The organism is Devosia sp. J20-27 (assembly GCF_055808595.1).
Window position 1 is genome coordinate 1862902 of the sequence record NZ_CM147875.1, and the last position, 12938, is coordinate 1875839.

General features: G+C 65.5%; 14 protein-coding genes. 4 read left to right on the forward strand and 10 right to left on the reverse strand.

Features of this window, described 5'->3' with window-relative positions:
• Positions 1-9: 9 nt before the first annotated feature.
• The 4 genes from AC0L4C_RS09135 to AC0L4C_RS09150 all read right to left on the reverse strand — a co-directional run bounded on the left by AC0L4C_RS09135 (position 10) and on the right by AC0L4C_RS09150 (position 4574).
• On the reverse strand, positions 10-780 hold the full coding sequence (locus AC0L4C_RS09135) for a sulfite exporter TauE/SafE family protein (RefSeq protein ID WP_473403320.1): 771 nt from the start codon (positions 778-780) through the stop codon (positions 10-12).
• A gap of 38 nt (positions 781-818) precedes the next feature.
• Positions 819-2702 carry a monovalent cation:proton antiporter-2 (CPA2) family protein gene (locus tag AC0L4C_RS09140; protein WP_473403321.1) on the reverse strand — a complete coding sequence of 628 codons (1884 nt, stop codon included), beginning with the start codon at positions 2700-2702 and terminating at the stop codon, positions 819-821.
• A gap of 39 nt (positions 2703-2741) precedes the next feature.
• On the reverse strand, positions 2742-3467 hold the full coding sequence (locus tag AC0L4C_RS09145; RefSeq protein ID WP_473403323.1) for a DUF1013 domain-containing protein: 726 nt from the start codon (positions 3465-3467) through the stop codon (positions 2742-2744).
• A gap of 96 nt (positions 3468-3563) precedes the next feature.
• A complete protein-coding gene (locus AC0L4C_RS09150) occupies positions 3564-4574 on the reverse strand; it encodes an NAD(P)H-quinone oxidoreductase (RefSeq protein ID WP_473403324.1) in 1011 nt (336 codons plus the stop codon).
• Between the two features lie 78 nt (positions 4575-4652).
• Between AC0L4C_RS09150 and AC0L4C_RS09155 the strand changes: the two genes are divergently transcribed.
• Entirely contained in the window at positions 4653-4838 is a 186-nt protein-coding gene (locus AC0L4C_RS09155) for a DUF1192 domain-containing protein (RefSeq protein ID WP_473403325.1), read from the forward strand.
• A 313-nt stretch (positions 4839-5151) separates the two neighbouring features.
• Positions 5152-5679, forward strand: coding sequence for a protease adaptor protein RcdA (gene rcdA / locus AC0L4C_RS09160; RefSeq protein ID WP_473403326.1), 528 nt, complete (start codon positions 5152-5154; stop codon positions 5677-5679).
• Positions 5680-5751: 72 nt separating this feature from the next.
• Here rcdA and rpmE read toward each other — a convergent pair whose 3' ends face one another.
• Positions 5752-5973: a 50S ribosomal protein L31 gene (gene rpmE / locus AC0L4C_RS09165; protein ID WP_473403327.1), complete on the reverse strand. Its 222-nt coding sequence runs from the start codon at positions 5971-5973 to the stop codon at positions 5752-5754.
• Positions 5974-6182: 209 nt separating this feature from the next.
• On the opposite strand from rpmE, the gene AC0L4C_RS09170 reads away from it, so the two are divergent.
• Positions 6183-8012, forward strand: coding sequence for an ABC transporter transmembrane domain-containing protein (locus AC0L4C_RS09170; protein ID WP_473403328.1), 1830 nt, complete (start codon positions 6183-6185; stop codon positions 8010-8012).
• Between the two features lie 37 nt (positions 8013-8049).
• Positions 8050-8193, forward strand: coding sequence for a hypothetical protein (locus AC0L4C_RS09175; RefSeq protein ID WP_473403329.1), 144 nt, complete (start codon positions 8050-8052; stop codon positions 8191-8193).
• Positions 8194-8195: 2 nt separating this feature from the next.
• Here AC0L4C_RS09175 and AC0L4C_RS09180 read toward each other — a convergent pair whose 3' ends face one another.
• The 5 genes from AC0L4C_RS09180 to AC0L4C_RS09200 form a co-directional block, all read right to left on the reverse strand.
• On the reverse strand, positions 8196-9218 hold the full coding sequence (locus tag AC0L4C_RS09180; protein WP_473403330.1) for a peptidoglycan -binding protein: 1023 nt from the start codon (positions 9216-9218) through the stop codon (positions 8196-8198).
• A gap of 15 nt (positions 9219-9233) precedes the next feature.
• Positions 9234-10229 (reverse strand): flagellar motor protein MotA, encoded by a 996-nt coding sequence (locus AC0L4C_RS09185; protein ID WP_473403331.1) that lies wholly within the window; start codon positions 10227-10229, stop codon positions 9234-9236.
• 118 nt (positions 10230-10347) lie between these two features.
• Positions 10348-11139, reverse strand: a complete 792-nt coding sequence (locus tag AC0L4C_RS09190) for an inositol monophosphatase family protein (protein ID WP_473403332.1) — start codon at positions 11137-11139, stop codon at positions 10348-10350.
• 69 nt (positions 11140-11208) lie between these two features.
• Positions 11209-12318 carry a tetratricopeptide repeat protein gene (locus tag AC0L4C_RS09195; RefSeq protein ID WP_473403333.1) on the reverse strand — a complete coding sequence of 370 codons (1110 nt, stop codon included), beginning with the start codon at positions 12316-12318 and terminating at the stop codon, positions 11209-11211.
• A complete protein-coding gene (locus AC0L4C_RS09200; RefSeq protein WP_473403334.1) occupies positions 12315-12869 on the reverse strand; it encodes a thiamine phosphate synthase in 555 nt (184 codons plus the stop codon). The genes AC0L4C_RS09195 and AC0L4C_RS09200 overlap by 4 nt, the downstream gene beginning before the upstream one ends.
• Positions 12870-12938 lie beyond the last annotated feature (69 nt).

Here is a 12938-nt window from a genome sequence, read left to right on the forward strand (position 1 = left end):
CTCCGTCGGTCAGGCCACCGGGGCAGAAAAGAACACGCCCTGCACCCCGTCGGCAATCAGCTTGATGGCCAGCAGGAACACCAGCCAGTAGGTGAGCTGGTAGAAGCGCTTGACCGAGATGCGGCGGACCAGCCAGACGCCGGCCATGACGCCGACAATGGCCAGCGGCGCCAGGATGGCGGCGTGCGTGAGATTGGCGGGATTGAGCTGACCGAGGAAGAAATAGGGGATCAGCTTGGAGGTGTTGACGATGGCAAAGAAGAAGGCGGTGGTGCCGGCATAGTTCACCGGTGTCAGCTTCTGCGGCAGCACGTAGATCTGGAACGGCGGTCCGCCGGTATGGCTGATGAAGCTGGTGAAGCCGGCAAAGCCGCCCCAGAACGCGCCCCAGGGCTTTGACGGCGGCAGCCCCTCGAGTTTGTTGCGTAGCGGCAGCAGGGCATCGAGGATGAAGAGCATGGTGACGACGCCGACAAAGAGCAGCACCATGTCGTCGCTGACAATGCTCCACAGGGCCCAGCCGATCAGCGTGCCGACCATGGCGCCGGGGAGCATCAGGCGGAGAATGCGCCAGTCGCAATCCTTGCGGTAGGTCCAGACGGCGATGGCGTCCATCACCAGCAGCAGCGGCAGCATGAGGCCGGCCGCTTCGCGGGCGGGCATCACCAGCGTCAGCATGGGGACGGCAACCATGCCCAGGCTGCCGACGAGGCCGGATTTGCTGAGCGCAACAATGAAAACCGCGAGGACCGCGATAATCCAGAAATAGAGATCGGGCATGTGACGGGGGGCCGTGTTCGGGCGGGGAGTCGGGGCGGCTAGTCGGACCCTGCCTTGCCCGGCTTGTCAATATCAGCATCCTCGATTTCGGCGGCGCGCGGCGTGATGCGGTCGGCCTGCATGACGGCGTCGAGCAGTTCGGAGGAGCGCCGGACCAAACCGACATAGGCGTCCTGGTCGTTGCGCAGGGCGTAGGATTCCTCGAGCAGGCGGCTGTCATGCGCCTCGAAGGCCGCGGCGAGGCGCTGGGCCGACTCGGGGCTGTAGCCCAGGGCCTCGAGCGCCTTCTGGCCGAGGCTGAGGGCGGAGCGGAAGGTTTCGCGCTCGAACACGGTGACGCCCAGTGCCATGAGGTCGTGCGCATGGCTGCGGTCGATGGCGCGGGCGGCGACGACGATATGCGGGAAGTTGCGGCGGATCAGCTCGGCGATCTGCAGGATACGGTCGCCGCCGGCCACCGCGATGACGATCATGCGGGCTTCGGCAGCCCCGGCGGCGTGCAGGATATCGAGGCGGGCACCGTCGCCGTAGAAGACCTTGACGCCGAAGCGGCGGACCAGCTCGATCTGCGCCGGATCGTCGTCGATCAGGGTCATCTGGAAGCCCTGGGCGCGCAGCATGCGGGTGACGATCTGGCCGAAGCGGCCATAGCCGAGAACGATGACCTTGTGTTTTTCATCGATGGTTTCAGGCTCTGACCGCGCCTTCTCGCTGCCGCGATGGCGCGGTGCCCACAGCTTGTCGAAAGCCAGCAGCAGCAGCGGCGTGGAGGCCATCGAGAGCGCCACCACGACGGTCAGTAGATCGTTCTCATATTGCGACAGGGCCCTGGCGTTCTGCGCGAACTGCAGGATGACAAAGGCGAACTCGCCCGACTGGCTGAGCAGGATGGCCAGCAGCAGCCGGTCGCCGATATGCATCCTGAAAAAGGTCGAGAGGACGAAAAGCACCAGCATCTTGACGCCGATGAGCGCGGCGACCAGCGCCAAAACCACCAGCGGGTGATCCATGAGCACGGAGAAGTCGATCGACATGCCGACGGAAATGAAGAACAGCCCGAGAAGCAGGTCCTTGAAGGGGGCGAGGTTGCCCTCGAGCTCGTGGCGGTACTCGCTGTCGGAGAGCAGCACGCCGCCGATGAAGGCGCCGAGCGCCGGCGACATGCCCAGATAGGTGGTGCCAAGCGCGGCGCCGACGACCAGCAGCAAGGCCAGGGCGGTGAAGGCTTCGCGGGCGTGGGAAAGGGCGACGAAGCGCATCAGTGGCCGGATGACGAAGCGGCCGCCCAGCACTGCGGCGACGAAAGTGCCGACCACCGATGCGGCCAGCAGCCAGCCGCCCGGGTTGCCGACCTGCTCGACGGCCTCGACGGCGCCATCGGCAATGGCCTCAACGGGCGAGCCGGTCATCAGCACCAGCAGCGGGATGATGGCGAGGATGGGGATCACCGCTACATCCTGCACCAGCAGTACTGCCAGCGAGGCGCGGCCGGTATCGGTCTTGCTGATCGAGCGCTGCGCCACGGTCTGCATGGCGATGGCGGTGGAACTGAGCGACAGCGCCAGGCCGATGATCAGGGCCGCCTGCCAGGAGAAGCCCAGCGTGATGATGATCAGGGTGAGGACGACAGTGGTGCCGGCCAGCTGGGTCAGTCCCAGCCCCAGCACCTGGGCGCGCATGCGCCAGAGGTCGGCCGGATGCAGTTCGAGGCCGATCAGGAACAGCATCATGACGATGCCGAAATCGGCGATCCGGTGGATGAGGTCGGTGTCGGTCACCAGACCCAGAGCATAGGGGCCGACAAGCGTGCCGGCCGCCAGATAGCCAAGGACCGAGCTCAGCCCGGCCCATCGCGCCAGCGGCACCAGTGCAACTGTTGCCGCCAGCAACGCGAAGAGCGCGACCAGGAAATTGTCTTCCATGACTGTTCCCCCGAAGCGCTTGCGGACGCTCTATGCCGCCTAGAGGTGGTCTTCGTCGTCGTCGTGTCTGGTCGACTTGAGGCTGGCAAAGACCGAGTCGGCGTCGATCTGCTCTTCCTTCTGCACCTCCTCCTTGAGCGCCGGATCGTTGCTGCCACCCGGGGAGCGGCTGCCGGCGCTCTGCAGCGCTTCCTCGGCGCTCAGCAGCATGGTGCCCTGATCGGCCTCGTCGGGGGTGGTGGTGCCCTTGCTGGCGCGCTTGACCTCGAGATCGAGGTCGATCTGGCTGCAGAGGCCGAGTGTCACCGGGTCCATGGCGGCGAGATTGGCGGTGTTCCAGTGCGTTCCCTCGCGCACCGAGTCGATGGTCGACTTGGTGGTGCCGACCAGACGCATGATCTGGGCGTCCTTGAGCTCAGGGTGGTTGCGCAGCAGCCACTTGATGGCGTTGGGGCGCTCGTTGCGGCGCGAGATCGGGGTATAGCGCGGACCCTTGCGCTTGACCGCCGCGACGCGAACCTTGGGTTCGCTCATCTTCATGCGGTAGCTCGGATCGGCCTCGGCCTTCTCGATCTCTTCGCGCGTCAGCTGTCCGTTCTGGATCGGATTGGCGCCCATGATGCCGCCGGCAACGTCGCCATCGGCGACGCCCTGCACTTCAAGCGGGTGCAACGAACAGAACGCAGCGATCTGGTCAAAGCTCAGCGCCGTATTGTCGACCAGCCAGACGGCGGTCGCCTTCGGCATAAGCAGCGGAGTGGCCATGATAAATATCTCTCTTTCAGTGCGGCCGGTTTCACCCGGTCCGCCCGCCCATCGGCTCAGTTTGAGGGGGGATTAAGCGGTAATATATTGGGCGGATCAGAGTTTTTCAATTGAATTGTCGGCAAACCCCGCACCAAAGCGGGTGAGCATGATGATCTTGCCGTAGTTGTCGCGGCGTTCCATCGCCGTGTGGCCGCGCGCGGCCTCCTCGAGCGGCAGCGCACGGATACGCGGCGGCCTGATGCGACCATCGGCGAGGGCCGGCCAGATATCGCGGCGCAGGCGCTGCGCGATGGCGGCCTTGGCCACACTGTTCTGCGGCCGCAGGGTGGATCCCGACAGGGTGAGCCATTTCATGACCAGCGTGCCGGCATTGATTTCCGACTTCCGGCCTTCCATCGAGGCGATCTGGACGATATGGCCGCCGCGGGCCGAGGCCTCGATATTGCGCGGCAGATAATCGCCGCCGACCATGTCAAGGACGCGGTCGACGCCATGACCATCGGTCAGTTCGCGGGCGCGGACGACGAAATCCTCGCGCGAATGATCGATGACCTCGGCGGCGCCGAGTGCCCGGGCATAGGCGGCCTTTTCGGGGGAGGAGACCACGGCGATCGGATTGGCGCCGTAGAGCCGGCAGATCTGGATGGCGGCGCCGCCGATGCCGCCGGCCGCGCCATGGATGAGGACCTGCATGCCGGCCGACAGTCCCGCCCGCATGACGAGCGTCTGCTGCACCGTGAAAAAGGTCTCGGGCAGGGCTGCGCCGGCGACGAGGCCCCAGCCATCGGGCAGTGGCAGGACCTGGCCGTTGGGCACGGCAACATATTCGGCGTAGCCGCCGCCATTGCAGAGGGCGACGACCTTCTGGCCCGTGTCGACCAGTTCGCCCGCCACCTCGAGGCCGGGGAGCGGCGAGGCATCGGGCGGCGGGTTGTAGGTGCCGCGTCGCTGCGCGAGATCGGGGGCATTGATGCCGGCGGCGGCAACGCGGATGAGCACTTCACCCGGGGCGGGCACGGGCAAAGGCACTTCGGCGCTCTGCAGGGCTTCGGGACCGCCAGGGGCGGCAATGGTGACGGCCAGCATGGTCGATGGGAGGGTCATGCGTGCAGTTAGGGGGAGGCAAGCTTGCCTCGCAAGTGCGAAAGCGTAGAATTCTGCTGCGAGACAAGGGAGCACGAGATGTTTGACGAGGACACGCCGCGAAAGGCGAAGTCGCACGAGGTGGGCATGCCGATCGACACCATGTCGATCGAGGAACTCAACGAGCGCATATCGCTGCTGCATCAGGAGATTTCCCGCCTGCAGGAGGCGGTCGGCGCCCGCATGAATACCAAGGCGGCAGCAGATTCACTGTTCAAGCTCTGAGACTTAGCCTCGATCGGAGCGGTTACGATTGCTCAAGGTTAAGAAATCGAGTCCTGTTAACGTTCAATTAAACTGTTGGCGGTAACCTTCAATTCATCCGGTTCGCTGGATTTTACAGAGTGGTTTCTCCCTCTGTTTGACGCCTCCCTGTTAACTTCGAGAGCCGTTTCGACGGCTCTTTTTTCTTTTTCGGGGGCGGGTGGCGAACGGCCTGCGATTAAGGCTCTTTCAAGCACAGCTGAGTGGAACGGGTGACGACCATGCCCCATTGGGGGTAAGGTCAGGCAATCATCCCAAACCGTCGGGCAGGACATTGGACGATATTCGAGACAAGGCTCAGGCGATTGCCATCGGCCCACGGATCGTGGCGTCCGGTGGCTTCGACATGCTCTATCGCGAAGGCATGGTGCTGATCGAGGAGGTTGCGGCCTATCTCGACGGGGAAGGCCGGGGGGAAAGCCGGGCGCTGGCCCGTGAAACCTCGTTCGTCTATGCCACAGAATCGATGCGACTGACGACGCGACTGATGCAGCTGGCCTCATGGCTGCTGCTGCAGCGGGCCGTCAATGAAGGCGAGTTGAGCGCTGAAAACGCCCGTTCGGAAAAAGAAAAGGTGAAGTTCTCGGCGACGCCGTCGGAACGCGGCGGGCCCGGCTATGCCGACCTGCCCGAGCGCCTGCGGGACTATATCGGCAAGGGCGACCGGCTGTTCGAGCGCGTGATCCAGTTCGACAGGCTGGAGCGTGGCGGCGTGCCGGACCTGCCGGCCGAAGACGCTGCCGGCAGCATTTCCGACCAGTTGAGCCGGCTCAAGGCCGCTTTCGGGCAACTGCGCCGCTAGGCCAGGCGCCGGATACAGACAACAAAAAACCCGGCGTGACGCCGGGTTTTGTATTCAGGCAGACCGTCAGGCCTAGAGGCCGAGGCCCTTGAACTTGTCCTTGAAGCGCGTGACGCGGCCGCCGCGATCGAGCAGGTTGCCGGTGACGCCGGTCCAGGCCGGGTGGGTGGTCGGATCGATGTCGAGCTGAAGGTTGTCACCTTCCTTGCCGTAGGTCGAACGGGTCTGGAAAGTCGTCCCGTTGGTCATCGTCACGGTGATCATGTGGTAGTCGGGATGCGTGTCGTTCTTCATGGCAGTGCCTCAAAACAAACGGGCGCAGTCTTGGCGCCCGGCGAGCCGTTGATCGGGATTGGCGCGGTTCATAGAGAAAAACCACGGCCTCTGCAAGTCCGCAGGTGCGATCGCCGGTGTTTGGGGCGCGGATCGCCGCACGCGGGGGGAATGAAGTTGCGAGGCAGCGGCAACCTCCCTATATCGGGGGCGATTTCAGGATGGGTCGCATGACGGATACGAACATGGCCGGCGCCGCTTCGACAGAAGCCCAGGCAGAGGCCAAGAAAAAAGCCGACCGCAAGCTGATCCAACCCCTGCGCCGGCTGGTGCCGTTCGTCATCCGCTATCCGTGGCGGCTGACGCTGACGATCGGTTTCCTGCTGATCGCGGCGATTACCTCGCTGGCCATTCCGGCACTGGCCGGACGGATCATCGACCAGGGATTTGTCGAGCAGAACCTGAGCATGGTGGCGCAGTATGGCTGGCTGGTCATCCTGATCGCCGCCGTGATGGCGATCTCGTCAGGCGCGCGCTTCTATTTCATCTCCATCATTGGCGAACGCGTGCTGGCGGACCTGCGCGAAGCGGTGTTCGAGCACCTGCTGACGCTGGACGCGACGTTCTTCGACACGCACCGGGTGGGTGAACTGACCTCGCGGCTCAACGGTGATGTGGCAACCATCCGCCATGCCATCGGCTCGAGCCTGTCGATGACGTTGCGCGGGCTGGTGACCATCATCGGTGCCATTGCGCTGATGTTCATTACCAGCCCCTACCTGACGCTCGCCGTGGTCATCGTGGTGCCGGCCATCATCATCCCGGTGATCTACCTCGGCCGCCGGCTGCGCGGCATGAGCCGCCGCACCCAGGACGCGCTGGCCGACATGTCGGCGATGGCGACGGAGTCGCTGAGCTCCACCAAGACCATCAAGAGCTTCGTGCAGGAAGTGCCGCAGGGCGTCGAGTACGCCCGGCGTTCGGAAGCCAGCTTCCAGGCCGAAGTCGAGCGCCTGCTGGCGCGCGGCGTGCTGATCGGCGCGATCATCTTCCTGGTGGCGGTGGCGCTGGTGGGCATGGTTTGGTTCGGCGCCAAGTCGGTGTTCGATGGCGCGGTCACGGCCGGTGAGCTCGCGCAGTTCATGATCTATGCGCTGATGGCGACCAATGCCTTCGCCTCGATCTCGGAAGTGATGGGGACGCTCAATACGGTGGCCGGTGCGACCGAGCGGCTGTTGGAAATCCTCGACACACCGGCCGACGTCATGGCGCCGGGCAAGCCCGTGCCGATGCCCGAGCCGCCACTGGGGACGGTGCAGTTCGAGGATGTGCATTTCGCCTATCTGACACGTGATGGCGATCCGATCATCGACGGGCTGAGCTTTACCGTGGGCAATGGCGAGACGGTGGCGCTGGTGGGCGCCTCGGGCGCCGGCAAGACCACGGTCTTCGCGCTGGTGCAGCGCTTTTACGACGTCAGCAGCGGCCGCATCCTGGTCGATGGCATCGACATCCGCCAGGTCGATCCGCACGAGTTGCGGCATCGCTTCGCCTATGTCGAGCAGGACCCGGTGATGTTCTCGGGCACGGTGGCGGAGAACATCCGCTTCGGCAAACCCGATTCGAGCGAAGCCGAAGTCGAGGCAGCCGCGAGGGCGGCGCTGGTGCACGAGTTCGTTTCCGAGCTGCCGCAGGGCTACGACACCGTGGTGGGCGAACGCGGCGTCATGCTGTCGGGCGGACAGAAGCAGCGGATCGCGATTGCGCGGGCGCTGCTCAAGGACGCGCCGATCCTGCTGCTCGACGAGGCGACGTCGGCCCTTGATGCGGAAAGCGAGCGGCTGGTGCAGATGGCGCTGGAACGCCTGATGGAAGGCCGGACGACGCTGGTCATCGCGCACCGGCTGGCGACCATCCGTGATGCCGATCGCATCCTGGTGCTCGAAAAGGGCGCCCTGATCGACCAGGGGACGCATGACGAGCTGGTCAAGAAGGGCGGCCGCTATGCCGACCTTGCCAATCTGCAGTTCCGGCTCAGCGACCCGCTGGCGGCCGAATAAGCTTCAATCCATTGATTTCAGAGTACCGGGTAGGATCATGGCCAAACGAGACCTGCGACGCTTCAAGCGCTATTTCGTCAAGCTTTCCGACTGCCGCCGCACCGGCGCGGGGGACAAGGCCTGCGCCGAACTGCTGCGGGCAGAGACGCCGGCGGCCGGCCGCGAGCACGGCCGCGACTAGGACTACTCCGTGAGCTTGAACTCGATGCGGCGGTTGCGGGCATAGGCGTCTTCGCTGTCGCCGGCATCGATCGGGCGGCTGTCGCCGAAGCCGGCAGGCACCAGGTGCTGGGCCGAGACGCCCTCGGCGACGAGGTACTTGGTCACGGCGATGGAGCGGGCGGCGGACAGCTCCCAGTTGGACGGGAATTGCGGGGTGTTGATCGGCCGCTTGTCGGTGTGGCCATCGATCCGCAGCACCCAGTTCACATCGTCGGGGATTTCCAGTTCGAGCTCGCGAATGGCACCGGCCAGCTTGGCCAGCTCGGCCTTGCCCGCCTCGGAGATATCGGCGAGACCGGCGGCAAACAGCACCTCGGACTGGAACACGAAGCGGTCGCCGACGACGCGGACGTCGGCGCGGCCTTCGAGGATCTGGCGCAGGCGGCCGAAGAAGTCGGAGCGGTAGCGCGATAGGTCCTGGACACGCTGGGCCAGGGCGAGATTGAGGCGCTTGCCCAGGTCGGCGATCTGGGTGCGGCTTTCTGTATCGCGGCTTTCGGACGCCTCGAGGGCTTCCTCCAGTGCACCGATCTGGGTGCGCAGCGCGGCCAGCTGCTGGTTGAGCAGGGCCACCTGGGCCATGGCGTCGGCGGAGAGGTCCTGCTGGTCTTCCAGGTCGGATCGCAGCCCGGCAATGGTGGCGTCCTTGCCGGAATCGCCGGTGCCGAGGCCGGCGAGCTGGGCCTCGAGGCTGGCCTTGTCGTTCTGGGCGCCGGCGAGGGTCGCCTGCAGGCTGGAGATGGTGGACTCGAGGTCGTCGGAATTGCCGCGTTCCAGCTGCAGCAGGTCGGTCAGCTCGGCGATCTGCGAGTTCAGCCGCGACATGGCGGTGTCCTTGCCGAGGATTTCCTGGCCGAGGAAAAACTGGCTCAGCATGAACAGCGAGAGCAGGAAGATGATGACGAGCAGGAGGCTCGACAGGGCGTCGACAAAGCCGGGCCAGTAGTTGGTCACCTGGGAGCGGCGCGAGCGGGACGAGGCCATCTGGCGGCTCCTGGCCTAGTTCGGGCGACGGTCGCCGTCGCCCTCCCGCAGCATGGCTTCGATCAGTTCGCGCAGCTTCCTGTTGGTCTCGCCCTGTTCATCGATATGGACGCGCAGATCGGCCTGTTCGGCGCGGATGTGCTTGACCAGGCCATCGATGCCGCGGGCCAGCTCGGCCATGGCGCGGATGGCGTTCTGGCTCGAATTGGAGTTCTGCATGGTGGTGCCGAGCTGCTCGATCATGGACTGCATCTCGTCGCCGGAGACGCCTAGGCCGGACATCTGCATCTGCGTCATGGGATGGTCGAGTTCGGTCATCGAGGTCATCCAGTCCTCGAGGTCGGTGTAGAAGGCGTTCTGCGCCTGGCTGGACTGCAGGTCGAGAAAGCCAAGGATCAGCGAGCCCGACAGGCCGAGCAGCGAGGCCGAGAAGGCGGTGCCCATGCCGCCCAGCGGCGCGGCAAGGCCGCTCTTGAGATTGGAAAAGAGGGTTGCGGTGTCGCCGGACGTGGCGTCGAGGGCCTGGATGGTGCCGGCGACGCTGGTGACGGTTTCGAGCAGGCCGTAGAAGGTACCGAGCAGGCCGAGGAAGACCAGCAGGCCGGTCAGGTAGCGCGAGGTGTCCTTGGCCTCGTCGAGGCGATTGCCCACCGAATCGAGGATCGAGCGCATCGAGGAGGGCGTGATCACTGCCTCGCCGAGTCGGTCGCGCAACAGGTTGGCCACCGGGGCCAGCAGATGCGGCTGCGATGCGGGCATCTGCCCGTCCTGCAGCGAGTTCACCCAGCGGATCTCGGGGAACAGCCGGATGATCTGGCGGAAGCTGAGAATGATGCCGATCGCCATGACCAGGAAGATCAGGCTGTTGATGAACGGATTGGCCCAGAAGAACAGGATCAGCTGACTCGACAGGATCGCCGCAACCAGCACCACGAGGATCAAGAAGACCAGAATCTTGATCAGGTAAACGGTGGGGCTGGCGAGGTGATAGGGGTCGTAATTCTGCGACACGGTCCAAGCCTCGTTGCGGTGCAAATCGTTCTAAAGCTTACGCATAGCGCCATGGCGTGACAATGGCATTGGCCCCCAGTCCCCCGGCATCTGCCGGTTTGCCGGGGACCGGCAGGGGTCAGCGCGCAGCGCGCAGGGCCTTGAGCAACTGGCCCTGGATATTCTCGTTGCCGGCGACCACTTCGCCGTTCCAGACGCTGCCGGGCTTGCCGTTGAAGTCGGTAATGGTGCCGCCCGCCTCGCGGACCATCAGCAGGCCGGGTGCCACGTCCCAGGGCTTGAGACCGGCTTCCCAGTAGCCGTCGAAGCGCCCGGCCGCGAGCCAGGCGAGGTCGGTGGAGGCGGAACCGGTGCGGCGGATGCCGGCGACGGCCGGCGTCACATGCGCAATCTGCTTGATCGCCTGCACGTCGATGTCGCGGCCCTGCGAATTGATGCCGGTGACCATGACGGCGTCGGCGAGGTGCCGGCGGCCGGCAACGCGCAGGCGCTTGCGGTCACTGAGCCAGGCGCCACCGCCCTTTTCGGCGGTATAGAGCTCGTCCATCACCGGGTTGTAGATCACCGAGGCAACGATTTCCTGATTGCGCTCGAGGGCGATGGCGACGGCAAAGAGCGGAATGCCGTGCAGGAAGTTGGTGGTGCCGTCGAGCGGATCGACGATCCAGCGGTGCTGGCCGTCGCTGCCGGTCACCTCGGTGCCTTCCTCGCCGAGGAAGCTGTAGGTGGGACGCGCCTTCTGCAGTTCGGTGAAGACGATCTCTTCAGCGCGCCGGTCGGCATTGGAGACGAAATCGGCCGGTCCCTTGACGGAGACCTGCAGGTTTTCGACCTCGTTGAAGTCCTTGGTGAGCGAGCGGCCGGCCTTGGTAGCGGCGCCGACCATGATGTTGAGAAGTGCGGAGCGCATGTCGCTGCCGGATCCTGTGCAATAGCGGGGGTTGCGGCCTTCTGCCCGAGATTGCCGGGCAGCGCAAGCTCATGGCGTTGCGGTGTCGGGTGGCAGCAGGGCCGGAAGGGTGGCGTTGGCGGCCACTGTGGCGGGCGGGTCGGAGGGCCAGAAGCGCGCGCGCTCCTCGGCCTTGGCCAGTTCTTCGGGCAGGATGGAGACCAGCAGCCGGTCCAGTGCCGGGTCGGTGAGGCCCTGCCGGCGGGCCAGCGCGCGCCACATGGCGGCCGATTCCAGGTCGAGATCGACGCCTTCGCCGACGGCGAGCAGCTTGGCGTAGCGGTTCTGCGCCACGGCGTTGCCGGCCGTGGCGGCACGGGCATACCATTTGACGGCTTCGGCCAGATCCCTGTCGATGCCGCTGCCCAGATAGAGCAGGGTGGCATAGTCCACCTGGGCCGCGACCATGCCCAGTCTGGCGGCCTCGCCGATGCGCTCGGCACCCAGCCGGGCGTTGGGGGGCACGCCGGCCCCCTCGATCAGCATGCCGCCGTAATCGTACATGGCCTCGACCAGCCCGGCATCGGCGGCCTGGCGGATCAGCTCGGCGGCCTTGACCATGTCGGGCGCGGCGAACTTGCCCTCGATATGGAGCAGGCCGAGATTGTACATGGCGGCGATATTGCCCTTGTCGGCGGCCTCCTGGAACAGCTGGGCGGCCTTCTCGCGGCTCTTGGGGACGCCGCGGCCTTCCTGATACATCAGGCCGAGCTCGAAGGTGGCGATGGGGTCGCCGTTCTTTGCCGCGAGTGCATACCAGCTTGCGGCGCTGGTCTGGTTCATGGGCACGCCGAGACCCTTGGCGTAGATTTCGGCAATCAGCGTCTGGGCCGCAGGGTCGGCATTCTCGGCCCGGGGCAGGGCGAGGGCGAGGGCGGTCAGATAGAAGCCGCGCTGGAAGGCGCCATAGGCGGGATCGACCGTGGCGCGCGGCCCGAGCACGGCGTCGCTGATATCGAGAGCCTGCTCGACGGCGCTGGGGACAGGTTGCGGGGCGATCGGGATCGGCAGCTCTTCCATGCCCAGATTGTCGGGAAACTGCATGTCCTCGGGTCGCAGGTCCTCGACGTTGGGGGCCTGGGCGAGCGCCGGCGCCGTCAGCGCCAGCAACAGGGCGACGAGGGTAGCGCGGCGACTCACCGGGCAGGCTCCAGCACCGGCACGGGCAGGCCGATGAACTCGCAGCCGGCGGCGTCGAAACTGTCGAGGCTGGCAGCGGGATCGACCAGCACGCCGGGGATTTCCATGGTTTCGGCCCACCACGCGGCCATGTCCCGCTGCGCCGGCTGCAGCGGTTCGTCCGGCGCGCCGAAGAGAACGTAGTCGACTTCGAGCTCGCCCAGGGTCATGGCATCGTCGCGGCTGCGGACATTGCCGACGCCGACGATGAGTTTCGGGCGCAGCGCCTCGACGGCCTCACGCGTGTCGTCGGCGCCCGTGCTGACATGCAGGCCGTCGGCGCCGAGCATCTTGACCAGCCCCGGCGCACCTTCGAGCAGCACGGCGCAGCCTCCGGCCTGAGCGACCGGAATGACGGCGCGGGCAAAATCCTTATAGGCGTTCTCGGCGCGGTTGCCCCGCGCCAGCAGCAAGGCCGACACGTCGTGCTGCCCGAGCAGCGCTTCGAGCCGGGGAACAAACGATGCCGCGTCGGCATCGGGGGGCGCAATCAGGTAGATCTGGGTCTGCATGGCTCAGCTTATATCCCTGGCTGCCGTCAAGTGGAGCCAGATTCTAGCGCCATGAAGGAAGCTGGTTAA

Coding starts and splice junctions, on each gene's coding strand:
- AC0L4C_RS09135 (WP_473403320.1), bottom strand. CDS start 780: ATGCCCGATCTCTATTTCTGGATTATCGCGGTCCTCGCGGTTTTCATT.
- AC0L4C_RS09140 (WP_473403321.1), bottom strand. CDS start 2,702: ATGGAAGACAATTTCCTGGTCGCGCTCTTCGCGTTGCTGGCGGCAACA.
- AC0L4C_RS09145 (WP_473403323.1), bottom strand. CDS start 3,467: ATGGCCACTCCGCTGCTTATGCCGAAGGCGACCGCCGTCTGGCTGGTC.
- AC0L4C_RS09150 (WP_473403324.1), bottom strand. CDS start 4,574: ATGACCCTCCCATCGACCATGCTGGCCGTCACCATTGCCGCCCCTGGC.
- AC0L4C_RS09155 (WP_473403325.1), top strand. CDS start 4,653: ATGTTTGACGAGGACACGCCGCGAAAGGCGAAGTCGCACGAGGTGGGC.
- rpmE (WP_473403327.1), bottom strand. CDS start 5,973: ATGAAGAACGACACGCATCCCGACTACCACATGATCACCGTGACGATG.
- AC0L4C_RS09170 (WP_473403328.1), top strand. CDS start 6,183: ATGACGGATACGAACATGGCCGGCGCCGCTTCGACAGAAGCCCAGGCA.
- AC0L4C_RS09175 (WP_473403329.1), top strand. CDS start 8,050: ATGGCCAAACGAGACCTGCGACGCTTCAAGCGCTATTTCGTCAAGCTT.
- AC0L4C_RS09180 (WP_473403330.1), bottom strand. CDS start 9,218: ATGGCCTCGTCCCGCTCGCGCCGCTCCCAGGTGACCAACTACTGGCCC.
- AC0L4C_RS09190 (WP_473403332.1), bottom strand. CDS start 11,139: ATGCGCTCCGCACTTCTCAACATCATGGTCGGCGCCGCTACCAAGGCC.
- AC0L4C_RS09200 (WP_473403334.1), bottom strand. CDS start 12,869: ATGCAGACCCAGATCTACCTGATTGCGCCCCCCGATGCCGACGCGGCA.